Origin of the sequence: Microbacterium sp. NPDC006705 (assembly GCF_044903545.1) — a bacterium.
GTDB classification, from domain to species: domain Bacteria; phylum Actinomycetota; class Actinomycetes; order Actinomycetales; family Microbacteriaceae; genus Microbacterium; species Microbacterium plantarum.
Genome location: NZ_JBJDQQ010000002.1, coordinates 564,553 through 586,240, shown reverse-complemented (window position 1 = coordinate 586,240; position 21,688 = coordinate 564,553). Strand labels below are relative to the sequence as shown.

20 protein-coding genes are annotated in these 21,688 nt (G+C 70.9%); 7 read left to right on the top strand and 13 right to left on the bottom strand.

What is annotated here, in order from left to right; genetic code table 11:
• Positions 1–13: 13 nt before the first annotated feature.
• Positions 14–868, bottom strand: coding sequence for an ABC transporter substrate-binding protein (locus ACI2K6_RS13340; protein ID WP_112617438.1), 855 nt, complete (start codon positions 866–868; stop codon positions 14–16).
• A gap of 247 nt (positions 869–1,115) precedes the next feature.
• On the opposite strand from ACI2K6_RS13340, the gene ACI2K6_RS13335 reads away from it, so the two are divergent.
• Positions 1,116–2,240 carry a winged helix DNA-binding domain-containing protein gene (locus ACI2K6_RS13335; RefSeq protein WP_323986431.1) on the top strand — a complete coding sequence of 375 codons (1,125 nt, stop codon included), beginning with the start codon at positions 1,116–1,118 and terminating at the stop codon, positions 2,238–2,240.
• Positions 2,241–2,365: 125 nt separating this feature from the next.
• Here the strand turns inward: ACI2K6_RS13335 and ACI2K6_RS13330 are convergent, their stop codons facing one another.
• Positions 2,366–3,808, bottom strand: coding sequence for an XRE family transcriptional regulator (locus ACI2K6_RS13330; protein ID WP_269267914.1), 1,443 nt, complete (start codon positions 3,806–3,808; stop codon positions 2,366–2,368).
• A 118-nt stretch (positions 3,809–3,926) separates the two neighbouring features.
• On the opposite strand from ACI2K6_RS13330, the gene ACI2K6_RS13325 reads away from it, so the two are divergent.
• Positions 3,927–5,825, top strand: coding sequence for a phosphoenolpyruvate carboxykinase (GTP) (locus tag ACI2K6_RS13325; RefSeq protein WP_404568811.1), 1,899 nt, complete (start codon positions 3,927–3,929; stop codon positions 5,823–5,825).
• An 84-nt stretch (positions 5,826–5,909) separates the two neighbouring features.
• Here ACI2K6_RS13325 and ACI2K6_RS13320 read toward each other — a convergent pair whose 3' ends face one another.
• Positions 5,910–7,865 carry an ABC transporter ATP-binding protein gene (locus ACI2K6_RS13320; RefSeq protein ID WP_282501403.1) on the bottom strand — a complete coding sequence of 652 codons (1,956 nt, stop codon included), beginning with the start codon at positions 7,863–7,865 and terminating at the stop codon, positions 5,910–5,912.
• A 95-nt stretch (positions 7,866–7,960) separates the two neighbouring features.
• Here ACI2K6_RS13320 and ACI2K6_RS13315 point away from each other — a divergent pair, with 95 nt between their 5' ends.
• Complete coding sequence (locus tag ACI2K6_RS13315) at positions 7,961–8,497, top strand: hypothetical protein (RefSeq protein ID WP_404568810.1); 537 nt, start codon at positions 7,961–7,963, stop codon at positions 8,495–8,497.
• A gap of 4 nt (positions 8,498–8,501) precedes the next feature.
• Here the strand turns inward: ACI2K6_RS13315 and rraA are convergent, their stop codons facing one another.
• Both rraA and ACI2K6_RS13305 read right to left on the bottom strand, forming a co-directional pair.
• Positions 8,502–8,969, bottom strand: coding sequence for a ribonuclease E activity regulator RraA (gene rraA / locus ACI2K6_RS13310; protein WP_404568809.1), 468 nt, complete (start codon positions 8,967–8,969; stop codon positions 8,502–8,504).
• A 36-nt stretch (positions 8,970–9,005) separates the two neighbouring features.
• On the bottom strand, positions 9,006–9,857 hold the full coding sequence (locus ACI2K6_RS13305; protein WP_404568808.1) for a sulfurtransferase: 852 nt from the start codon (positions 9,855–9,857) through the stop codon (positions 9,006–9,008).
• A 62-nt stretch (positions 9,858–9,919) separates the two neighbouring features.
• On the opposite strand from ACI2K6_RS13305, the gene ACI2K6_RS13300 reads away from it, so the two are divergent.
• Genes ACI2K6_RS13300 through ACI2K6_RS13290 form a run of 3 tightly spaced genes read left to right on the top strand, consistent with a single transcriptional unit; the run spans position 9,920 to position 12,542 of the window.
• Positions 9,920–10,861, top strand: a complete 942-nt coding sequence (locus ACI2K6_RS13300; RefSeq protein WP_112617431.1) for an ABC transporter ATP-binding protein — start codon at positions 9,920–9,922, stop codon at positions 10,859–10,861.
• The gene (locus ACI2K6_RS13295; RefSeq protein ID WP_404568807.1) at positions 10,858–11,718 is read left to right on the top strand and encodes an ABC transporter permease; all 861 of its coding nucleotides are present in this window, start codon (positions 10,858–10,860) and stop codon (positions 11,716–11,718) included. Before ACI2K6_RS13300 ends, ACI2K6_RS13295 begins: the two co-directional genes overlap by 4 nt.
• Positions 11,715–12,542, top strand: a complete 828-nt coding sequence (locus ACI2K6_RS13290) for an ABC transporter permease (RefSeq protein WP_404568806.1) — start codon at positions 11,715–11,717, stop codon at positions 12,540–12,542. The genes ACI2K6_RS13295 and ACI2K6_RS13290 overlap by 4 nt, the downstream gene beginning before the upstream one ends.
• A gap of 74 nt (positions 12,543–12,616) precedes the next feature.
• Here ACI2K6_RS13290 and ACI2K6_RS13285 read toward each other — a convergent pair whose 3' ends face one another.
• The 8 genes from ACI2K6_RS13285 to ACI2K6_RS13250 all read right to left on the bottom strand — a co-directional run bounded on the left by ACI2K6_RS13285 (position 12,617) and on the right by ACI2K6_RS13250 (position 19,934).
• Entirely contained in the window at positions 12,617–14,059 is a 1,443-nt protein-coding gene (locus ACI2K6_RS13285) for an MFS transporter (protein WP_269267903.1), read from the bottom strand.
• Positions 14,060–14,280: 221 nt separating this feature from the next.
• Positions 14,281–14,631: a Fe-S protein gene (locus ACI2K6_RS13280; RefSeq protein WP_274178928.1), complete on the bottom strand. Its 351-nt coding sequence runs from the start codon at positions 14,629–14,631 to the stop codon at positions 14,281–14,283.
• 40 nt (positions 14,632–14,671) lie between these two features.
• A complete protein-coding gene (gene ribH, locus ACI2K6_RS13275) occupies positions 14,672–15,145 on the bottom strand; it encodes a 6,7-dimethyl-8-ribityllumazine synthase (protein WP_112617425.1) in 474 nt (157 codons plus the stop codon).
• Positions 15,142–16,461 (bottom strand): GTP cyclohydrolase II, encoded by a 1,320-nt coding sequence (gene ribA / locus ACI2K6_RS13270; RefSeq protein ID WP_404568805.1) that lies wholly within the window; start codon positions 16,459–16,461, stop codon positions 15,142–15,144. Before ribA ends, ribH begins: the two co-directional genes overlap by 4 nt.
• On the bottom strand, positions 16,458–17,090 hold the full coding sequence (locus ACI2K6_RS13265) for a riboflavin synthase (RefSeq protein WP_354450003.1): 633 nt from the start codon (positions 17,088–17,090) through the stop codon (positions 16,458–16,460). Before ACI2K6_RS13265 ends, ribA begins: the two co-directional genes overlap by 4 nt.
• A complete protein-coding gene (gene ribD, locus ACI2K6_RS13260) occupies positions 17,090–18,172 on the bottom strand; it encodes a bifunctional diaminohydroxyphosphoribosylaminopyrimidine deaminase/5-amino-6-(5-phosphoribosylamino)uracil reductase RibD (RefSeq protein WP_274178926.1) in 1,083 nt (360 codons plus the stop codon). Before ribD ends, ACI2K6_RS13265 begins: the two co-directional genes overlap by 1 nt.
• Positions 18,173–18,432: 260 nt before the next feature.
• Entirely contained in the window at positions 18,433–19,296 is an 864-nt protein-coding gene (locus ACI2K6_RS13255) for an Fpg/Nei family DNA glycosylase (protein WP_404568804.1), read from the bottom strand.
• Positions 19,297–19,370: 74 nt separating this feature from the next.
• On the bottom strand, positions 19,371–19,934 hold the full coding sequence (locus ACI2K6_RS13250; RefSeq protein ID WP_404568803.1) for a GNAT family N-acetyltransferase: 564 nt from the start codon (positions 19,932–19,934) through the stop codon (positions 19,371–19,373).
• Between the two features lie 402 nt (positions 19,935–20,336).
• Between ACI2K6_RS13250 and ACI2K6_RS13245 the strand changes: the two genes are divergently transcribed.
• Entirely contained in the window at positions 20,337–21,218 is an 882-nt protein-coding gene (locus tag ACI2K6_RS13245) for an endonuclease domain-containing protein (RefSeq protein WP_274178924.1), read from the top strand.
• Positions 21,219–21,688: the final 470 nt, after the last annotated feature.

Sequence of the window (21,688 nt, the reverse complement as noted above, 5' to 3'; positions counted from 1 at the left end):
CGCTAGCGCGCCCTCACTGGAGGAGCGTCACGCCCTCCGTGAGTCCCGAGAGCCACTTCTGCTCGAGCTCGGCGAGGGTGCCGTCCTCGCGCAGCTCGTCGACGGCGGCCGTCACGGCGGGGGTGAGCGGCGAGTTCTTCGCGAGCAGCAGGCCCCATTCGTCCTCGATGCCCGCCTTCGGCAGCTCGCCGACGAAGAACGAGTTCTCGATGTAGAAGTTGACCGCGAGGTAGGCGGTGGGGGTGTCGAGCACGATCGCATCGATCTGTCCCGCGCCGAGCGCGGCCACGGCATCCTCGTTCGAGTTGTACAGGCGAGCCTCGGCGTCGGGCGCGACCTCTGCGAGGGTCTGCGCGCTCGTGGAGTTGGCCATCGCGCCGATCGTGAGGTCGGTCAGCCCTGCGATGTCGGAGACGCCGTCGGCCGCGCCGCCCCGGATCGCGACGATCGACTGGCTCGCGGAGTAGTAGGGCGAGGAGAAGTCGACGCCCTGCTTGCGCTCGTCGGTGATCGTGTACTGCTGGACGTTGATGTCGAAGCTCTTCGGACCCGGCGCGATCGCGGCCTCGAAGCTCGTGCGCACCCACACGACGTCGTCCGGTGCGAACCCGAGCTTGTCGGCGACGGCGTAGGCGACGGCGGCCTCGAACCCCTCGCCCGACTCGGGGTCGTCGTCGACGAAGTACGGCTCGTAGGCCGTCTCGCCCGTGGCGAAGGTGAGCTTGCCGGGGGTGACGTAGTCCTCGGCAGCGGGTCCCGACGCGGCATCGCCCGAGGCGGCGGGCGCGGGCGAGGACGAGCAGCCGGCGAGGACGATCGCCAGAGCGGCGACGCCGATCGAGGCGGCGCGGACGAGAGAGCGGGACATCGGGGAACCTCCGGGTGCGGATGCCGCGCATCGGCGTGCTGTCACCGGCGGCTGCATCCATTCTCACCCGGCCGGGATGCCGCGGCGCGCGCGGGTCGTCGTGTTACGCGGCCTCCCTGCGGGCCCGGCTGCGGGCCCGAACCCCGCGAGGTCCCACTTGGGCCGGGTAAGCGCGGCTCACACCCGGCCCAAGTGGGACCTCGCAGGGGGTGGACCCGCGGGGGTGGGGTCGGGCAGGATCGGCGGCGTGCGAGACGACGGCGGTGGGGGAGGGTGCAGGGCAGCGGGGGCGATCACGACGCAGCGGCTGCGCTCGCACCTGCTGAGCGAACCCGCGTCGTCACTCGGCGAGGCCGGGGCCCACATGCTCGCCGTGCAGGCGCAGGAGTTCTGGTCGGGTCGATGGGCGCTGGCGGTCCGCACCGACGGCGAGCCTCCGCTGAGCGAGGTGGATGCCGCGTTCGAGGACGGCACGCTCGTGCGCTCATGGACCCAACGCGGCACCCTGCACATCGTGCGCTCGGTCGACCTCGCCGGGATGCTCGCGGTGACCGCCGACCGGCAACAGCGTGCCGCGGCGGGCATCCTGCGCGGGCTCGCGATCGACGAGGCGGTGCTGGCGACGGCTGAGCGTGCCGCCCGACAGGCGCTGCGCGGCGGGAACCGGCTCACGCGCGACGAGTTCGCCGACCTCCTGCGCGGTGCCGGCATCGGGACCGAGCGCTCGCGCGGCAACCACATCCTCTCGGCGCTCGCCGTCCGCGGAGTGCTCGCCTTCGGCCCGGTGGTGCCGCGCGAGGGTGGACCGACCCGCGACCAGTTCTTGGTCGCCGTGGACGAGTTGCCGTCCGGACGGGTGCCCGATGATCCGTTGGCCGAGATGTTCGCCGGCTACATCCGCTCGCACGGACCGGCCCGCGTCGAGGATTTCCGCTGGTGGGCGGGGCTGCCGATCGGAATGGCACAACGTGCGGCCGAGGCGGCCGGCGACCGCGTGGTCGAGATCGAGGCCGGACTGTTCGCGGCACCGGGCGCGGGGCCCGGCGTGCCGGCATCCGTTGCCGGGGTAGACCCGGAGCGCGACAGCGGGGATGTCGTCGCCCTGCCCGCCTTCGACGAGTACTTCCTCTCCTACGCCGACCGGACGACCGTCTGCGCCCCCGACCTCGCGGCTCGGATCGGCCCCACCCTGAACGGTCAAGTCGCGCCGATCCTGGTCTCCCGGGGACAGGTGATCGGCACGTGGCGCCACTCCGTCGCCGCCGGGCGGCACCATCTGCCACCTGAGCCCGCGCTCGTGACAGACCCAGCGGTCGCGGCATCCGCGATCGAGGCGTCGCTCGCCCGGGTCTCACGCTTCCTCGCCGGCTGAGCTCCCGCGTGGGGGTGCGCTAACTCCTCACACCCGCGGCGGCCATACGTCCGCACCCGCGCGAGCTCGTGATTCCGGCCTGCCGACGGCGTGAATCTGAGGAGTTATGGCGCGCCGGCCGCGAGTCAGCCGGCGGCGTGGCGGTCGAGGAAGGCGTAGACCTCGCCGTCGTCGACACCGGGGAAGTTGCCGCGCGGCAGCGGCGAGAACATCTGCATGTGCACGCGGGCGCTCGGCCAGGCCTTGCCCTCCCATCGCGACGTCAGGTCGGGGTCGGGCCGCCGGCAGCATGACTCGTCGGGGCACGTGGATGTCGCCCGCTTCTGCGTCTCGCGGCCGCGGAACCAGCGGGCGTCGTCGAACGGCACGCCGACGGTGATCGAGAACTCGCCCTCGGCGGTGGTCCCGGTCTGGCTCGAGCACCAGAACGTCCCGCCCGGGGTGTCGGTGTACTGGTAGTGCTCGACCGTGCGGTTCTGCTCCTCGAACGCCGACCGCGCCGAGAAGGCCCGGCACACGACCTGGCCCTCCACGCTGCCGGTGACGTCCATCGGCAGCGGCAGGCCGTCGTTCTCGTAGACCCGTGTGATGGCCCCCGCGCCATCCACGCGCAGGAAGTGCAGCGGGATGCCGAGATGCCGGGTCATGAGGTTCGTCATGCGCATCCCGGCTGCCTCGTGCGTCACCCCGAACGCGTCGCGGAAGTCCTCGACCGCGAGGTTGCGGTCCTTCTTCGCCTGCGACAGGAACGCGACCGAGGCCGTCTCGGGCATGAGGCAGCACGCGGCGTAGTAGTTGATCTCGAGGCGCTGCTGCAGGAAGTCGGCGTAGTCGCTCGGGGGAGTGTGGCCGAGCAAGCGGTGCGCCATCGCCTGCAGCGCCATCGACCGCAGGCCGTGACCGCCCGGGATCGAGGCCGGCGGAAGGTAGATGCGCCCGTTCTCGAGGTCGGTGACCGAGCGGGCCGAGTGAGGAAGGTCGGCGACGTAGAGCAGCTCGAACCCCAGCTGCTCGGCCATGATGCTCACGGTGCGGTGCGTCAGCGCACCCGAGGTGTGTCCGGCCGCCTTGAGCTGCTTCTCGGCGAGGCGCTCGATGTCAGGGAGGTAGTTCGCGACCTCGCGCATCCGCAGGCGCAGCTCCGTGTTCGCACGCCGGGCTTCCTCCGGGGTCGCGATCGCCTCGCGCTCGCGGCGCTGCAGTTCGCGATGCAGTCCGAGGATGGACTCGAGCGTGTCGTCGCTCATCGTCTTGCCCGCGCGCACCGGTGCGATGCCGAGTCGCCGGAAGACGGAACTGGCCTGCGCCCGCTCCAGCTCGAGCTCGAGGGCGGCCCGGCGGTTCGGGGGCTCCGGGGAGAGGAGGTCGGTCACGTCGGTGCCGGTCGCCGACGCGATCGCCTGCAGCAGCGAGAGCTTCGGCTCGCGTCGACCGTTCTCGATCAGACTCAGCTGGCTGCCGGCGACGCCGACCTGAGCGCCGAGCTCGTCGAGTGTCAGCCCGCGGGCGACACGGTGATGGCGGATGCGGTGCCCGAGGGTTGCGAGTTCGATTCCGGATGCGGCCATTCCTTGATCATAGGGAAAGAATCGGGTTTCTTGAAGGCATTAAACGCCGCAAGACGGGGTGTTCGTGCGTTGGAATCGTCAGGTATCACCGATCTCGCCGCCGACGTAGGAGACCGACATGGCCATCGCCGACCTCTTCACCCGCCCCGCCGTCACCGGCACAACCGCAGCGGGCGCCGCTCCCCGCCGCGCGCGGCCCGACCTCGGCGCCCGGCCGTCGGCGGCATCCGGTCCTCTCGGCGATCTCGTCGCCTGGGTCGACGAGATCGCCGCGCTCACGCAGCCCGATCGGATCCACTGGGTCGACGGGTCGGCGGCCGAGAACGACGCACTGCTGCGCGAGATGGTCGACGAGGGCAAGCTCATCAAGCTCAACCCCGAGTGGCGGCCCGGGTCGTACCTCGCGCGCTCGCACCCGAGCGACGTCGCCCGCACCGAGGCGCGGACCTTCATCGCGTCCGAGCGCGAGGAGGATGCCGGCCCCACCAACAACTGGGTCGCACCCGACGACATCCGGGCGACCATCACGCCCCTGTTCGCGGGTTCGATGCGCGGGCGCACGATGTACGTCGTGCCGTTCTCGATGGGGGCGCTCGGCGGCCCGCTCTCGCACATCGGCGTGCAGGTCACCGACAGCGCCTACGCGGTGGCGTCGATCGGCATCATGACCCGCGTCGGGGCGGCCGTGCTCGACGAGATCGCCGCCGGCAAGCCCTGGGTCAAGACCGTCCACTCGGTCGGCGCGCCGCTGGCGCCCGGCGAGGCGGATGTCGCGTGGCCGTGCAACGACGAGAAGTACATCGTCCACTTCCCCGACACCCTTGAGGTCTGGTCGTTCGGGTCGGGCTACGGCGGCAACGCCATCCTCGCCAAGAAGTGCTTCGCGCTGCGCATCGCGTCGGTGATCGGCCGCGATGAGGGTTGGCTCGCCGAGCACATGCTGCTCATCCGGGTCATCGACCCGGCCGGCAAGGCGTACCACGTGGCCGCGGCGTTCCCCTCGGCCTGCGGCAAGACGAACCTCGCCATGCTGCGCCCGACCATCCCGGGCTGGCGCGTCGAGACCCTCGGCGACGACATCGCGTGGCTGCGTCCGGGATCCGACGGGCGGCTGTGGGCGATCAACCCCGAGGCCGGGTTCTTCGGCGTCGCGCCGGGCACCGGCGAGTCGACCAACGTCACGGCGGTCGAGACGCTGTGGGGCAACACGATCTTCACGAACGTGGCGCTGCGTCCCGACGGCGACGTCTGGTGGGAGGGCCTCACGGATGAGGCGCCCGCCGAGCTCATCGACTGGGAGGGCAAGCCCTGGACCCCCGACTCGGGTCGGCCGGCCGCGCACCCCAACTCGCGCTTCACCGTCAGCGCCGCTCAGTGCCCGCAGATCGCGTCGGACTGGGATGCCGCCGAGGGCGTGCCACTCGACGCCATCCTCTTCGGTGGTCGCCGGGCGACGAACGTCCCCCTCGTCGTCGAGGCGACCGACTGGACGCACGGCATCTTCATCGGCTCGAACATCTCGTCGGAGCGCACGGCGGCGGCCGAGGGGACGCTCGGGGAACTGCGCCGCGACCCCTTCGCCATGCTGCCGTTCTGCGGCTACAACATGGGCGACTACTTCGCCCACTGGCTGAAGGTCGGGCAGCAGCTGCGGTTCGACCGGGCCCCGCGGGTGTTCCAGGTGAACTGGTTCCGCAAGGGCGGCGACGGGCGCTTCCTCTGGCCCGGGTTCGGTGACAACTCGCGCGTCATCGACTGGATCGTCCGCCGCCTGAACGGTGAGGTCGGCGCGGTCGACAGCCCGATCGGACGCCTCCCGCTCACCGAGGATCTCAACCTCGACGGCATCGAGGTGCCGCAGCGCGATCTCGACGAGCTGTTCGCGGTCGACACGGAATCGTGGCTGCGCGAGGCCGATCTCACCGAAGAGTTCTACGACACCTTCGGTGACCGGCTGCCCGCGGCCCTGCGTGCCGAGCTCGAGGCCCTGCGCTACCGCCTCGGCCACCGGGCCTGACCCCGGCCCGCCACGAGAACACACCGTCGCCGCGAGAACGCACCGGAAAGGGTGCGCGTTCGCGGCGATGGTGCGTTCTCGGCGTCAGACCAAGAGCTGGTGCTTCGCGAGGTCGCGGTACAGCGGGACCGTGGCGACGAGCTCGGAGTGCGTGCCCTGGCCGACGACCCGGCCGTGGTCGAGCACCACGATGACGTCGCTGTCGACGACGGTCGAGAGCCGGTGCGCGATGACCACGAGGGTGCGGCCCGTCGCGACGGCGTCGATCGCCTCGCGCATCCGCTGTTCGTTGAGTCCGTCGAGCGAGGACGTCGACTCGTCCAGCAGCAGGATCGGGGGCGCAGCGAGCAGCGCGCGGGCGATCGCGAGGCGCTGACGCTCGCCGCCCGAGAGCATGACGCCCGCCTCGCCGACGGGCGCCTGAAGACCGAGCTCGCTGCGCTCGAGCACATCGCCGAGGTTGACGGCGCGCAGCACACGCTCGCACTCCGCGTCCGTAGCCCCGGGCGAGGCGAGGCGCAGGTTGTCGGCGATCGTGCCGGCGAGGGTGGGGGCGTCCTGCTCGACGTAGCCGAGCTGCGCGCGCAGCTCGGCCCGGGGGAGGGACCGGATGTCGTCACCCCCGACGAGCACCGCTCCGCCGGTGACGTCGTAGAACCGCTCGATCAGGGCGAGGGTCGTCGACTTGCCCGCACCCGAGGGACCGACGAGGGCCACGCGCGCACCGCGGGGAACGCGGAAGCTCACGCCGCGGAGCACCTCGCCCTCGGGGACGGCGGTCGCTCCGGCTGTCGCTGCGGACGAGGCGGCGGCGTCTGCGCCGTTCGCCGGCGAACCCGTCTCATCGGCCGTGACCGCAGCGACCGCCGAGGTGTCGACGCGTGCGTCCGCGAGGGTGCGCAACGCTTCGTCGGATGCCGAGCGCCGGGCGGCGACGACGGCCTCGGGGTATCGGAAGTGCACGTCTCGGAACTCGATCGCGACATCGCTGTCGCCCGAGACGGCTACGGTGGCTGCAGCATCCGGATCGGCCGATTCCTCCGTGGGCAGGTCGAGCACCTCCTGGATGCGGCCGAGCGCGCCGAGCGCCTGATTGACGGAGGTGATCGCCCCGAGGAACGACGCGAGCGGCTGCACGAGGAAGAACAGGAACATCACGAACGTCACGAGGCTCGCGATCGAGATGGCGCCCGAGGCGACGCGGTATCCGCCGACGCCGAGCACGACGAGCAGTGACAGCTGCAGCGCGACGCCCGCGACGGGCACGACGAGGGCCGACGCCTTCGCGACGCGCACGCCCGCGTCATAAGCCTGGCGTGCGGCCCCCGTGACGGCGGCCTCCTCGCGCTCGGTCGCTCCGGCGGCGCGGATCGTGCGGATCGATCCGATCGCCCGCTCGACACCCGAGGCCAGCTCGCCGACCCGTTCCTGCTGTTCGCGCGTGGCGCGACGGATGCGGGTGCTGAGACCCACGACGACGGCGACCGAGGCTCCGATCACGATGACGATGAGCAGCAGCAGCAGCGGGTCGATGAAGAGCATCGCGACGATCGCGCCGACGAAGATGAGCGCGTTGCCGACCGAGTCGGCCAGCCCCTGGGTGAGCACGGCGTAGAGCAGGGTCGTGTCGGTGCCCACGCGCGAGACCAGGTCGCCGGTGCGTCGGGCGTCGAACTCCGAGATCGGCAGTCGGAGCAGGCGTGCGATGAGCCGGCGGCGGCTGGAGAACACCACCGCCGTGCCGGTGCGCTGGAGCAGATAGTGCTGGAAAGCGCCGATGGCCGACGAGACGACGACGAGGATCACGAGCGCCCACACGAGGATGCCGAGGGTGTCACCCACCTGCACACGCTCGATGACCTGCCCGACGACGAGCGGCTGGCCGAGCGTGGCCACCGCCTCGACGATGCTGAGTACCGCGACCGCCACCAGCACGCCCTTGTGCTCGAACAGGTACGGGAGCAGCTGCGACAGGCGGGCGCGCGGGCCCTCGTCGGTGCGGCGGCGGCCGCCGCGCAGGCGGCTGCGGGTGTCGGACATGCGGTTCCCTCGGTTCGGCGAAGCTCTCTCCTTCGACCGTACTTCTTTCATCGAGGGTGGTTGTCCGTCCGCGGTATCGATGGAAGAGTGCCCGGATGCGTTCGATCACGAAACGTCAGGCGGCACCGCTCGCCGCGGCCGCGTTCGTCGTGCTCACGCTCACCGGCTGCACCGGTCCGGTTGCAGACGGCGAAGCGGCAGAGCCGTCGGCATCCGTCGGTTCCACGCCATCTCCCACGCCGACATCCGACGCGCGCACCGACGAGCAGCAGTTGCCCCTGCCGGTCGATGAGATCGCGGACTGGGCCAAGACAGCGGTGCCCCGGTCTTCGGACACCACCGGCATGGGGACGCTGTCGGGGTGGCTGAGCCAGCACACGTCCGCACACCAGACGTCGCAGTTCTCGTCGCTCCCCGCCGGGACGTACCAGGCGCAGGTCGCGTGCCGTGGTGCCGGCACGATCACGGTGACCGCGGGCCCGATCGACAGCGCGTCATCGGGCGATCCCGTGACGTGCGACAACAGCACGATCGCCTTCGACGTGACCGTCGAGCAGCCGGGGGTGAGCGTCACCATGGACCTCGCCGGCGACCCCACCATCTACGCGCTCTCGCTGGAGCGGACTGCTTAGCCCCTCAGCGCTCGACGAGAACGCCGTCGGCGTCGGCCCAGACGTGTCGGCCCGGCGTGAAGACCACGCCGCCGATGGTGACCGGAACGTCGACCTCGCCGAGGCCTTCCTTCGCGCTCTTGCGGGGGTTCGAGCCGAGCGCCTTGACGCCGAGGTCGAGCGACGCGATCGCGACACGATCGCGGATCGCCCCGTTCACGATGATGCCCGCCCAGCCGTTCTCGACCGCCGACGCGGCGATCAGGTCGCCCACGAGAGCCGACTCGAGCGATCCGCCGCCGTCGACGACGAGAACGGCGCCGCCGCCCGGCGTCGCGAGCACGCGCTTCACGAGCGCGTTGTCGCGATGACAGCGCACGGTGCGGATCGGTCCCGCGAAGGCGGTCCGGCCGCCGAGGTCGAGGAACTGGACGCCGAGCGAGTCGAGCTCGTCGCCGCGTTCGTCATAGAGGTCTGCGGTGGCGGTCATCATGTCGACAGGGTAGCGGCGACCGCCGAGCCCAAGCCGTCAGGCGCCCGTCGCGATGGGTCGATCGGGATGCTGCGACCACTGGCTCCACGAGCCGGGGTAGAGCACCGGCCGGTATCCCGCGAGGCTGAGGGCGATGGCCTCGTGCGCGGCGCTGACGCCCGAGCCGCAGTAGACGCCGACCGTCGCGCCGGGTTCTGCGCCCAGCGCCGCGAACCGTTCGCGCAGCTCGTCCGAGCTCCGGAACCGCCCCGACTCATCGCTGTTCTGCGTCGTCGGCGCCGACACCGCCCCCGGGATGTGGCCGGCGCGCGGGTCCATCGGCTCGACCTCGCCGCGGAACCGTTCGCCCGCGCGGGCGTCGAGCAGCAGACCGGTGCGGGCCTGATCGAGGACGTCGTCGATCCCGAGCACCGGCAACTCGCCGGGCGAGACGACCGCGGTACCCGGACGCACGTCTGCCGCGTCGCCCTCCTCGAGGTCGAACCCCGCGTCGATCCAGGCGGCGAGGGCGCCGTCGAGCACCCGGACGTCGGCGATGCCGGCATCCCGCAGCACCCACCAGGCGCGGCCGCTCGCCAGGTTGGCGACATCGTCGTAGACCACGACGGTGTCGCCCTCGTCGATGCCCCAGTCGCGCACGGCGGCCTGCAGCGTCTCGGGGGAGGGCAGCGGATGCCGGCCCTCCGTCGGCTCGCCGTGCTCAGCGAGCTGGGTGTCGAGGTCGGCGTAGCGCGCGCCGGGGATGTGGCCCGCGCGGAACGCCGGGCGTCCGTCGGGGCGGTCGAGCCACCACCTGACGTCGAGCACCCGCACGGGGCCGCCGTCGGGGTAGCGGCCCGCCCCGATGGCGGTCCGGAGTTCAGCGGCAGTGGTGAGGATGCGGTCCATGCGTGCGATTCTCGCGCACCGCGGCCCCGGTCGTCGTCGGACGTCGTCGCTAGTGTTGTCGCGTGCCAGAATCCGTCATCTCCGCCCGTGGGCTGCGCAAGACCTATGCCGTGAAGGGCAAGCCCGACTTCGTCGCCGTCGACGACCTGTCGTTCGAGGTGGCGCCCGGAGAGTCCTTCGGGCTGCTCGGCCCGAACGGCGCGGGAAAGTCGACCACGATGAAGATGATCGGCGCGGTGTCCACCCGTAGCGGCGGCGACCTGCAGATCCTCGGGCTCGATCCCGATCGCTACGGCCCCGAGATCCGATCCCGGCTTGGGGTGGTGCCCCAGCAGGACAACCTCGACGGCGAGCTGAACGCCCGCGAGAACCTCTACATCTACGGGCGGTACTTCGGTCTTCCGGGCAAGGTCTGCCACGAGAAGGCCGACGAGCTGCTCGCGTTCGCGCAGCTGGAGGACAAGGCCAAGAACAAGGTCGATCAGCTGTCGGGCGGCATGAAGCGGCGCCTCACGATCGCGCGCGGCCTCATCAACGACCCGCGCATCCTGCTGCTCGACGAACCGACGACGGGCCTCGACCCCCAGGCCCGCCACGTGCTGTGGGACCGGCTGTTCCGGCTGAAGGAACGCGGCACGACGCTCGTGCTCACGACGCATTACATGGACGAGGCCGAGCAGCTGTGCGACCGGCTCATCGTGGTCGACAAGGGCCGGATCATGGCCGAGGGCACGCCGGCCTCGCTCATCCGCGAGCACTCGAGCCGTGAAGTCCTCGAGGTGCGCTTCGGGTCCGACCGCAACGAGTCCGCGGCCGCTCAGCTGCGGGGCATCGGCGACCGCGTCGAGGTGCTGCCCGACCGCATCCTCGTCTACGCGCACGACGGTGAGGCGGCTCTCGAGCGTGTCTCGGCGGTGGGGCTCACGCCGCTCACGAGCCTCGTGCGCCGATCGAGCCTCGAAGACGTCTTCCTGCGCCTGACCGGACGGTCGCTGATCGAATGAGCACCCAGACCGCGCACCCCACGCTCGACGATCTCCGGGCCGAGGCGATGGCCGGTGGGCGCAAGCCCCGGCGCTACGGCACCTGGTACGTCGCCGAGCACATGGTCCGTGCGATGCGCGCCTACGGCTGGACGATCGTCGTCGGCGCGGTCGGGCAGCCGATCATGTATCTGCTCGGGCTGGCCGTCGGGCTCGCGGCGCTCATCACCGCGCCGATCTCCTCCCACGGCCAGGAGGTCGGCTATCTCCCGTTCGTCGCGCCGGCGCTGCTCGTCACCGCCGCGATCGCCGTGGCCTCCGAGGAGATGACCTATCCGGTGATGGCGGGCTTCAAGTGGCGCCGCTACTTCTACGGATTCAACGCGTCGGCGCTGTCGAGCCCGCAGATCGCGAACGGTGTCATCATCGGTGCGACGGCGCGGATGATCGTCGCCGTCGGTGCTTACTACCTCTTCATCTGGCTCCTGCCGTTCGGCGCTGTCCCGAACCCCGCGACGGGCTGGCTGTCGATCCTCGCCGGTGTCGCGGCCGGTATCGCCTTCGGCATCCCGCTCATGGCGTATGCGGGCTCCATCCAAGACGACAAGGGGCAGTTCGCCCTCGTGCAGCGCTTCATCTTCATGCCGATGTTCCTCTTCTCGGGCACCTTCTACCCCGTGGAGACACTTCCGATCGGCCTGCAGTGGATCGCCTGGATCTCGCCCCTGTGGCACGGCGCTGAGCTGGGGCGCGCGGCGACCTACGGGGCCGACATCGGCGTCGGGATGATCGCCGTGCACGTGCTCTACCTGCTCGCGCTCGCCACCGTCGGCTACCTCTGGGGCCGCCGTGTCTTCACCGAGAGGCTCGCGAAATGAGCGCCGTGATCGCGCCGGAGACGCCGACGGGCCGCCGCGGGGGCGTACGCGCACTGTGGGCCGGCAACCCGGGCGCGGTCGTGCAGCGCGGTCTCATCGCGGCTCGTTCGTCGAGCTGGATCGTCGTCCTCTCGGGCTTCTTCGAGCCCGTGTTCTATCTCGCGTCTCTCGGCATCGGGCTCGGCGCCCTCATCGGCGAGGTCGAGACCTCGTCGGGAGCCGAGGTCCCGTACGCGGCGTACATCGCTCCCGCGCTGCTCGCGGTCTCGGCGATGAACGGTGCCGTGTACGACTCGACGTGGAACGTCTTCTTCAAGCTCAACTACGGCAAGCTCTACGAGGGGATGCTGTCGACCTCGCTCGGGCCGCTCGACGTCGCCCTCGGCGAGATCCTGTACGCGCTGCTTCGCGGTCTCGTCTACGCCACCGGCTTCATGATCATCATGCAGGTGCTGGGGCTGAACCTCGCATGGACCGCCGTGCTCGCCCTCCCGGCGGTGCTGCTCATCGCCTTCGGGTTCGCGAGCATCGGCATGGCCGTCACGAGCTACATGAAGACCTTCCAGCACATGGACTGGATCAACCTCGTGCTGCTGCCGATGTTCCTGTTCTCGGCGACCTTCTACCCGATCACGGTCTATCCCGAGTGGGTGCAGGTGATCGTGCAGGCGCTGCCGCTGTGGCACGGCGTCGAGCTGATCCGCGGGCTGACAACCGGCATCCTCTCCGCCGGAATGCTGTGGCACGTGCTCTACTTCGTCGTGATGATCGCGCTCGGTCTCGTATTCACGACCAAGCGGCTGCGCGCCCTGTTCCTCGACTGACGCGCCGCGACCGCGCAGAGACGACGGATGCCGCGAGCCCGAGGGCCCGCGGCATCCGTCGTCCGAGGCGGGGATCAGCGTGTGGCTGCCGCCTCGCCGATGTTCGCGTCGTACTCGGAGTCCTTGGTCTCCTTCGACAGCCACAGGGCGATGAAGGTGAGCACGGCGGAGGCCGTGAGGTACACGCCGACGAGCCAGGTCGAGCCGCCAGCGAGCGCCCACAGGGTCGTCGCGATGCTGGGCGCGACGGCGGCACCGAGGATCGACGCCACGTTGTACGAGATGGCCGAGCCGGTGTAGCGAACGTTGGTCGGGAACAGCTCGGGGAGCAGCGCGCCCATCGGGCCGAACGTCGCGCCCATGAGCATGAAGCCGAGCACGAGGAACGCCTGGACGAGCGCCCCGGTGAACTTCGGGTCGAGCTGCGGTGCGAGGAAGACCGCGAACAGCAGGCCGAACACCGCGATGACGCCGGTGACCCACAGCAGCAGCTTGCGGCGGCCGATCGAGTCGGCGACGGGGCCCGACAGCAGCGTGAAGATGCCGAAGAAGATCACGCCGACGATCTGCATGATGACGAAGTCGGTGAACCCGAACCCGAGGCCCGGAACGTAGGCCGCCGCGTCGAAGGCCGCGCCCGATGCCTCGGCGGTCGCCTGCGCGGTCTCGAGGGTCGGCTTGGTGCCGTACGCGAGGGTGAAGCTCGTCATCAGGTAGAAGAGCACGTAGGTCGCGAGCATGATGAAGGTGCCGAGGATCAGCGCGCGCCAGTGTCCGCGGATGACGGATCCGAGCGGGAACTTGCGGATGGCGCCGGTCTTCTCCGCCTTCGAGAACGTCTCGCTCTCGACGAGCTTGAGGCGCACCCACAGGCCGACGATGACCATGACGGCGGAGAACAGGAACGGCACGCGCCAGCCCCAGGCGAGGAACTCCTCGGAACGCTGGGCCGGGCCGTCGGGGTGCGGCAGCGCGAAGTAGATCACGAGGAAGACCGAGTTCGCGATGATGAAACCGATCGGCGCGCCCAGTTGGGGGAAGGTGCCGTACCAGGCGCGCTTGCCCTTCGGGGCGTTCTCGGTGGCGACGAGCGCCGCTCCCGACCATTCGCCGCCGAGGGCGAAGCCCTGCGCGAGACGCAGCACGAGGAGCAGCAGCGCCGCCCACCAGCCGATGTCGTTGAAGGTGGGGAGGCATCCGATGAGGATCGTCGCGATGCCCATCGTGAGGAGCGAGGCGACGAGGGTCGCCTTGCGGCCGAACTTGTCGCCGAAGTGGCCGAAGACGACGGCGCCGATGGGACGCGCGATCATCGCGGCGCCGAAGACCGCGAACGAGGCGAGGAGCGACGCGGTGTCGTCGTCGCTCGGGAAGAAGAGGATCGGGAAGACCAGGACCGCCGCGGTCGCGTAGACGTAGAAGTCGTAGAACTCGATCGTGGTGCCGACGAGGCTGGCGGTGATGACGCGGGAACGGGGGTTCGCGGGCGCGGTGGGAGCCGCGGTGGCGGATGACATGTGCGGTGTGATGCCTGTCTGGGAGAACGGGTGAGCGCCCTCGTGGGAGCGTGCCGGTGGGCGGACGTCCGAGGCGGGGTGGTGCGGCGGACGTTCGACGCGGGGATCACCGGCGGCGTCGACGGTGTCGGCGACGCACGATCGTCCATTCTACGGCGGATGCCGCGACCCGGTGTTCCGAGTCGCGGCATCCGCGCGTGGTGGACCGCAGTCCGGGGGCGTCAGCGCCAGAGCACCGCGATCGCGACGTTGGCCACCGTGCCGATTCCGATCAGCCAGAAGATGGCGGCGGGAACCGCCTGGGTGCGCTTCTGGCGGGCCGAGCCGATGCCCAGCAGCGCACCGATCACGAGCAGGATGACGAGCTTGACGGTGATCTTGACGTAGTTGAACTCGTGGTCGGTTCCCCACGGTGCTGCCAGGGCGAGCCCGGCGACACCGGCGACGAGGAGGCCGTAGCTCATGACCCGCGTGATGCGGCGGGCGCCGAGGGCTTCGACGAGCCAGGCGCCGAAGAGCGTGGCGAAACCGATGAGGTGGACGACGAGGACGATTCCGCGGAGGGTTTCCATACCCTCAGCCTAGCTGAAGGTATGGGGTGCCGACACAGTGTCAGCCGCGAAGCGAGCGCAGCGTCAGCGCCGTGCGCAGTGCAGCATCCGCCGCCTCCGCGCCCTTGTCCTCCTTCGAGCCGGGCAGACCCGCCCGGTCGATGCCCTGCTGCTCGTCGTCGAGGGTGAGCACGCCGAAACCGACCGGCTTGCCCGTGTCGATCGCGACGCGCGTCAGCCCGTCGGTGGCCGCCGACGACACGAAGTCGAAGTGGGGCGTTCCGCCACGGATGATGACGCCGAGGGCGACGACGGCATCCGCTCCGGAATCGAGCGCGGCCTTCGCTACGACCGGGAGCTCGAACGATCCCGGCACGCGCACGAGCCGCCAGGCTGCGCCCGACTCCTCGAGCACGCGCTCGGCGCCGGCGATGAGTCCGTCGGTGATGACGTCGTGCCACTGGCCGGCGACGACGACGACCTTCAGGTCGCCCGCGTCGATCTTCTGGCGTTCGGGAGCGCCGTGTCCGCTCATGCGATGTTCTCCGAGTTCTGTCGAGGGTCGGTGGTCTCGTCCGCGGGGGCCGCCACGGTGCCGCGGGCGAGCGCCGCGCTCAGCTCGGCGTCGTCGATGATGTGGCCCATGCGGTCGCGCTTCGTGGCGAGGTACTGGTGGTTGTTGGCGCCCACGCCGACGAGCAGCGGAACCTGCTCGGCGATGTCGAGGCCGAGCGCGCGCAGCTGCGACACCTTGTCGGAGTTGTTCGTCAGCAGGCGGATGCTGCCCACGCCGAGATCGGCGAGGATGCCGGCAGCCGCGGCGTAGTCGCGGGCGTCGGCGGGAAGCCCGAGCGCGAGATTCGCGTCGAGGGTGTCGAGCCCGCGCTCCTGCAGCTGGTAGGCGCGGAGCTTGTTGATCAGCCCGATGCCGCGACCCTCATGACCGCGCATGTAGATGACGATCCCGCCGTCGCGGTCGATCGCGTCGAGGGCGGCATCGAGTTGCGGGCCGCACTCGCACTTGAGCGAGCCGAACGCCTCGCCCGTGAGGCACTCCGAGTGCACACGCACGAGTGGGGCGGCATCTGCGAGGTCGCCCGAGACGACGGCGATGTGGTCGGTGCCGGTGACGCGGTCCTTGTACGCGAGGAAGCGGAACGTGCCGTGCGACGTCGGCACCTGCGCCTCGGCACGCAGGCTCACGCGGCGCCGGTTCGAAGCGGCACCCCCGGCGGGACGCGGGTCGGTCTCGTCGAGGTGCGCGATGAGCTGCTCGATCGTGATGACCGGGATGCCGTCGCGCTCGCTGAGCTCGAGCAGGCCCGGCATCCGCATCATCGAGCCGTCGTCTGCGACGATCTCGGCGATCGCGCCGACCGGCTCGAGACCGGCGAGCTGCATCAGCTCGACCGCCGCTTCGGTGTGACCGCTGCGCTCGCGCACACCGCCCTCGACGGCGCGCAAAGGCAGGATGTGGCCCGGACGGATGACGCTGCCCGGCGTCGACGCGGGATCGGCGAGCACCGTGAGGGTGCGGGCGCGATCGGCCGCGCTGATGCCGGTGGTCACGCCGTCGGCGGCGTCGACCGAGACGGTGTAGGCGGTGCCGCGGGCATCCTCGTTCGTCTCGACCATCGGCGGGAGATCCAGCCGGTCGGCCCACTCGGCGGGCATCGGCGCGCAGATGAAACCGCTCGAGTGACGGACCGTCCACGCGATCCACTCGGGTGTGGCGAGCGCGGCCGACAAGATGACGTCGCCTTCGTTCTCGCGGTTCTCATCGTCGGCGACGATGATCGGCTTTCCGGCCCGCAGCGCGTCGAGCGCCTCGGAGAGGGGAGAAAGGCTCATCGGGAGCCTCCTTCGTTCGAGAGGGTGGTGAATGCCAGCAACCGCTGGACGTGTCGGGCGAGGATGTCGGTCTCGAGGTTGACCGCGTCGCCGACGATCCGGTCGCCGAGGGTTGTCGCGGCGAGCGTCTCGGGGATGAGGGAGACCTCGAGCCAGGCCTCCGCGACGTGGGCGGCGCTCACGGCGCTGACGGTCAGGGAGACGCCGTCGACCGTGATCGACCCCTTGTCCACGACGAGCGGGGCGAGGTCGGCGGGCACGGAGATGCGCAGGACGCGCCACTGCTCGCCGGGGCGTACCTCCAGGACGTGGCCGAGTCCATCGACGTGTCCTTGCACGATGTGCCCGCCCAGCCGGGTGTGCGCCGCGAGCGCGCGTTCGAGGTTGACGGCCCGGCCCGGCTCGATCCCGGTGAGGCTCGACACGTCGAGGGTCTGGCGCATGACGTCTGCCGTGAACCAGTCGTCGCCCTGGTCGACCACCGTGAGGCAGACACCGCTGACGGCGATCGAGTCGCCGTGGCCGGCATCCGACACCGCCTTCGGCGCGCGCACGGTGATCCGCACGCCCTCGCCCGACGGCTCGACGGCGACGACCTCGCCGATCTCTTCGATGATTCCGGTGAACATCAGGCGTCTCCTTCGGACGGGGATGTCGGGGGCGCGGGGGAGGCGACGATCAGCAGGTCGTCGCCCAGGGTCTCGACCGAGCGCACGCGCAGACGTCGCTGGTCGGTGATCGTCTCGACGCCGAGCGAACGCAGCGCCGGGCGGTCGTCGCCGGCCGTGCCGGAGCCGATGAGGGTCGGGGCGATGTAGGCGAGGATCTCATCGGCGAGCCCTGCCCGAATGAAGGCGCTGGCGATGGTCGGGCCGCCCTCGACGAAGACGCGCTGCACCCCGAGCTCACGCAACTGCGTCATCAGCGAGGGCTCGTTCGCGCTCTCGCCGCCGAGGTTCTCGCCGTCGCGGTGCAGGAGGGGCAGCGGGTGTCGACGCACGAGCGCGTCGTCGGGCACGGCACGCTGACCGAGGACGACGGGCATCGGCTGCCGCTCGTAGAGAGTGCCGTCGGGACGCCGCGCCGTCAGGGCGGGATCGTCGGAGAGCAGGGTGCCGGTGCCCACGACGATGGCGTCGGCCTCGCTGCGCCGGCGGTGGACGTCTGCTCGTGCGGCGGGGCCGGTGATCCACTGGCTCGTGCCGTCGGGTGCCGCGGCGCGACCGTCGAGCGACTGCGCCCACTTCACGGTGACGTGCGGCCGGCCGAGGCGCTGCACGGTGAGCCAGTCGTGGATGAGCGCGTGACCGTCGTCGGCGAGCACCCCGCCGACGACGTCGACCCCGGCATCACGCAGGCGCTGCGCGCCGCCGGCCGATGCGTCGCCCGGGTCGGACGCGGAGTAGACCACCCGCGCCACGCCGGCCTCGATGAGCGCGAGCGCGCACGGGCCGGTGCGGCCGGTGTGGTTGCAGGGCTCGAGGCTCACCACGGCGGTGGCGCCGCGGGCCGCGCCGGCGGAGAGCTGAGTGAGAGCGTCGACCTCGGCGTGGGGAGTGCCCGCGCCACGGTGCCAGCCCTCGGCGAGCACGGACCCGTCGGGTGCCAGGAGCACGGCGCCGACCTGCGGGTTCAGCCCGCGCGGACCGTTGCCGGCGAGCTCGAAAGCGCGACGCATCGCGGCGATCTCGCGGTCGGTGGTGCCCGGCATCCTTCGTCCTTCGGTCAGTCTCCGGGGACGCGGGCGGGCGCGCGCAGCGCGAACGCTGCCGTGCTTCCTCTCATCCGGACTAGCGACTCGCGTCGCATCACCGTCGGTCCCGGAATTCCACCGGATCAACCTCTCGGCCCGAGGGCCTCGAGGGTCGCGGACTCTCACCGCCGGTTCGGATTCTCACCGACCCCGGAGCACGTTCAATACTCCGATCGTACTCAACGCGGCGCTGCCTGCGGCATTCCCGACTTCCGCCGTCACTTGAGCAGGCGGGAGAGTCGGCGATCCGCGAGCAGCTTGCCGCCGGTCTGGCACGTCGGGCAGTACTCCAGGCTGTTGTCGGCGAAGAAGACGCTGCGCACCTCATCGCCGCAGACCGGGCACGCCTCGCCGCGGCGCCCATGCACCCGCATCCCGCGGCGTTTGGCGTCCTTCAGGTCGGCAGGAGGCTTGCCCGATGCCGCGGCGACGGCCTCGGCCAGCGTCGCGCTGAGTGCGGTGTAGAGCCGGTCGACCTCCGCGTCGTCCAGATTCGCGGCCAGCGCGTAGGGCGACATCTTCGCCGCGTGGAGGATCTCGTCGGAGTACGCGTTGCCGATCCCCGCGACGATGGACTGATCGCGCAGCACACCCTTGATCTGGGTGCGGCGGCCCGCCAGCAGGCCCGCCAGGGTGTCGCGGTCGAACGAGGGATCCAGCGGGTCGGGACCGAGCCGGGCGATGCCCGGCACCTCGGCCGGATCACGGACGACGTAGACCGCGAGCGACTTCTTCGTGCCGGCCTCGGTCAGATCGAACCCCGAGTCGTCGTCGAAGCCGACGCGGAGCGCGGTCGGGGTCTTGCCGGGGCGGATGACGGTCGACGGCAGCGCGTCGTACCAGCGCAGCCACCCCGCCTTGGCGAGGTGGAAGACCAGGTGCGTGCCGCCGTCGGTGGCCAGGTCGACGAACTTGCCGTGACGGGATGCAGCGGTCACCGTCGCGCCCTCGAGGGTCTCGATCGGCGGGTCGTACGTCTTCAGCGCGGAGATCGCGCTGACCCGGGCTTTCGTGATGCGGCGTCCGGCGAGGCGACCGCCGAGGTAGTCGACGAGTCCCTGCACTTCCGGCATCTCGGGCATGGCGTCATCCTGGCACGCACCACCCCCACGCGGCACGGGCTTGCGCCCGGACCGCGGCCTGGTTCAGGCGTGGTTCAGTCGGCGAGGATCGGCCAGGGCTGCGGCGCGCGGTCGTCGTCGGGCAGGACGCCGGCGATCCAGCCGTCGTGGCGGGCGTCGCGGTGCGGGAGCCCGCGCCGCAGCATCCCTTCGTACCGGAAGCCGAGGCTGCGCGCGGTGCGCGCCGATGCGACGTTGCCGACGATCGCCCGCCATTCGATGCGCGCGAGCGACAGCGGCTCGGCGAAGCCGAAGTCGATGACCGCGCGGGCTGCCTCGCTCAGGTAGCCGTGCCCGCGCGCCGATACGCTCATCCAGAACCCGATCTCCGCGGCACCTTCCGGGCTCACGCGGTGCAGGCCGATCATGCCGATCCACTGGCCGTCCCGGCGGATGCCCCACGTCAGCTCGGACTGCTCGTCCCACCAGGCCGCAGCCTTCGCGATGAACTCCTCGGCGTGCTCGCGCGTGTAGGGAGAGGGCACGGTGGTCCAGCGCGGGACCTCGGGATCCTGCGCCGCCGCGGTGATCGCGTCGACGTCGTCGAGAGTGGGCGTCGACAGCTCGAGCCGCGCGGTTCGGAGGGTCACCGGTTTCATCCCCCGACCCTACCGAGGCGGGCCGGCCGGTTCGGGTCGTGCCCAGCCTTCGTCGCGGTGCCGCGAACAGGCTCAGCCCGGTGTCGCCGTGCCTCGCGCCCCCGGGGCCCGCTCTCAGCCTGTTGACGGCACGCGTTTCAGCTGTTCCGGGGATCGAGCTCCGGTCAGCCGACATCCCGCGCCGGGACGGAGGACTCCTCGTCGTGTGCGTGCCAGGCGGCGTCCAGCCGTGCCGTCAACAGGCTGGCGGCGCCATGGCGCCTCTCATCGCGCGGAACGCGGCGCCTGAGCCTGTCGGTGGCACGGATCAGCGACTTCCGCACAGGCAGCGGGCGAGTCTGGCTGTTCACAATTTCCTCCTGCGCAGGCCATGCACGGGACCACGGACGACACCGTGTCGGCATGGACCCTCACGCCTCGTCAGCCTGGCTTCCCGCAGAGATCATGGAGTTGCGTCGTTGGTCGACATCCGATCTGCGCGCGGGTGGTCTCCGCAAGCGCGACATCGCGGATGCCGTCTCCGCCGGGCGACTTGTGAGGCCCCTGCGGGGCTCGTACCTCGTCGCGGATGCGCCACCAACCGTCGTCGTCGCGGTCTCGCTCGGCGGTCGTCTCACCTGTGTGAGCCTGTTGCGCCTTCTCGGGGTGTTCGTCCTCGAGCCGGCCGGGCCGCATGTGCAGCTACCGCGGACGGCCTCGCGCGTGCCGACGCGCGAGACCCTCGCGGGGTCGAAGTCGGTGCTGCATTGGACACCTCCCATCGCTCCGCGCCCCAGATGGTTCGCGTGCTCGAGCATCATCGACGCGCTGGTCCGCGCGGTGCAGTGCCAGTCACCCCGAGCTGCCGTCGCGACGCTCGACAGCGCGCTTCATCTCGGGCTTCTCCAGGCCGCGGATCTCGACAGCGTCTTCGCGGCCCTGCCTCTCCGATACCGCCCGATCCGGCGTCTGATTGACGGGCGGGCCGAATCCGGACCAGAGACGCTCATGCGGCTCCTCCTGCGCGGAATCGCCAAGACGGTCGAGGTGCAGGTGCGCATACCTGGAGTCGGACGAGTCGATCTGCTCGTCGATGGTTGGTTGATCGTGGAGTGCGACAGCGATGCTCATCATTCCGGGCTCGACGCGCGCCGACGAGACAGCGCGCGCGACCTCGCGGCCGCAGCCCTCGGCTACCTGACGCTACGACCGATGGCGGCGGACATCATGTGGCGACCCGATCGGGTCCTCGAAGCCGTGCGCGGCGTTCTCGCATCCGGTGTGCGGCCGGCTCGCGTGCGCTGACGCTTCTACCAGCGGATGCCTGCTGCTCTGCGTGCCGTGCGCAGGCTGAAACGGCTCGCGGTGGGGCGTAGGGGCTTGGGTGGGGCGCTGAGTCTGTTGACGGGACGGAGATGACGCGAAGACAGGGCTGTTCTCCGGCCCGCCCGGCCCGTGGGGCGGTTCTCGCTCGGTGGGTCGACAGGTCTCGCTCGACGCGCCGACCGGGCGACCGGAGTGCGGATGCCTGCTGTTCCGCGTGCCGTGCGCAGGCTGAAACGGCTCGCGGTCGGGCGTAGGGGCTCGGGTGGGGCGCTGAGCCTGTTGACGGGACGGGGACGGCTCGAAGATGGGGCGCCGGCGCGACGGCTACCCCGCAGGACGGGGACGGCTGCCCCGCAGGACGGTGCCGGTAGGCCCGTCGGTGGCGACGGGGGTTCCGGCAGCCCCGCCGGTCGGGACGGGGCCGCCCGCAGCGGACGGGCCCCCGCAGC